This window comes from Streptomyces aureus (genome assembly GCF_001418135.1).
In the GTDB taxonomy this organism is placed as follows: domain Bacteria; phylum Actinomycetota; class Actinomycetes; order Streptomycetales; family Streptomycetaceae; genus Streptomyces; species Streptomyces aureus_A.
The window spans coordinates 1-1,389 of sequence record NZ_LIPQ01000692.1 but is presented as its reverse complement, the minus strand read 5'-3'; the positions used below and the strand labels follow the sequence as shown (position 1 = coordinate 1,389).

The 1,389-nt window shown below is 70.4% G+C and carries 1 protein-coding gene; it reads right to left on the bottom strand.

The genetic code is table 11. The annotated features are described in order from the left end of the window. Positions 1–488: 488 nt before the first annotated feature. On the bottom strand, positions 489–1,389 hold a 901-nt coding region (locus AOK00_RS36190), incomplete at its 5' end, for a polysaccharide lyase family 8 super-sandwich domain-containing protein (RefSeq protein WP_254047638.1).

Below are 1,389 nucleotides of genomic sequence, written 5' to 3'. Positions count from 1 at the left end.
TACGTCATGCGCGGGGTGGGCCCCCGCCCACCCCGCGCATGACGTACCGGTGTTGCAGCGTTACGTGAACACGCTCATGCAGGCGACGGGGGACGGCGCTGACGGCCGTCCTCGACGCTGGACCGAAAGATCATGATTTGTCGCCTGGTGTCCGAGCTGTGAAGCATGGTCAATCTAGAGCATCGGGGCCCGCCTGGAGAGGGGGATGTATGCAATTTGTGCTGAACCTTTGAAGGTTGAGTCACCGAAGAGTGACTGCCCGCAGCCGTGTTGACGGTGGAGACACACCGGGTGACCTGTGACGACGGGATTTACCAGGGCCGCCGCAACCTCCGGATCCGAGCCGATCCGAAGGTTCCGGTCGGGTCAGTCTTGGCTTGTTCTTTAGCCTGTGCGCGCCTAAGTGCCCCTGCGCTCCCCTCTGTTGAGTCGAGCGCCGTCCGCTCGCAGGTTTCACCGCCCGGGGGCGCGCGCCCCCGGCCTCGGTGTCAGCCGAGGCGGACCGTGATCCTCTGGGGTGCGCCGGCCTGGCCGGTGAGGTCGCCGAACGTGAGCTTCAGCGACGAGCCGGTCGTGGCGGCGGTGACCGTGGCGGGCGTGGAGAGCACCTTGGCCACCCTGCGGTTCCAGACGATGTCCAACGAGGTGGCCTGTCGCGCGGGGTCCGAGACGACGAGGGTCGCCGTGCCGTTGCGGTGCTCCCGTACGAGCACGGAGGCGGGGGCGCTCGCCCGGAGCCTCTCGACGGTGCCCGCGCTCCAGAAGTTCACCGCGGTCAGGCCCAGCTTCGGCACGCGAACGCCCTGCTGCGCTCCGGAGTTGGCGAGGATCCGCAGCCATCCCCGGTCGTGGGCACGGTGGGCGGTGGCGCCGGCGCTCGCTCCCGGCAGCAGGACGTAGGCGTAGTCGCCGCCGGCCGGATCGACGCCGTGGTCGGTGAAGAGCGTCAGGTATCGGCGGGTGATCGGGTCGGGGGATCCGCCGGTGTTGATGTCCCGCCAGGACCCGGTGCGCTCCTCGCGTACCGCGCCGAGCTTCGCGCCGTCGGGGAAGACGTAGCCCGCCTGCCCGGCGACATGGGCCCACCGGGCGTCGTCGAAGGTGGCCGTCCAGCCCTGGGTCACCGGCTGAGGCCGGCCGTCGACCGTGAGCACCGGGGCACCCGTGGTGCCGAGGGCGCGGTTGTCGAAGGTCGTCTCGACGGCGTGCCCGTCCGCGGCGGTGATGCCGGCGCCGAGGCAGACGACGGAGTCGTCGAGGCAGAACCAGGACTTCCTGGCGTCCAGGGTGCTGGACAGCCCCTTGAGGTGCTGGCCGACGGCGGCGTACTCGCCGTCGGTCGTGCCGCCGACCCAGGCCGCGTTCGGCATGGGCTGCCCCCAGTTGCCG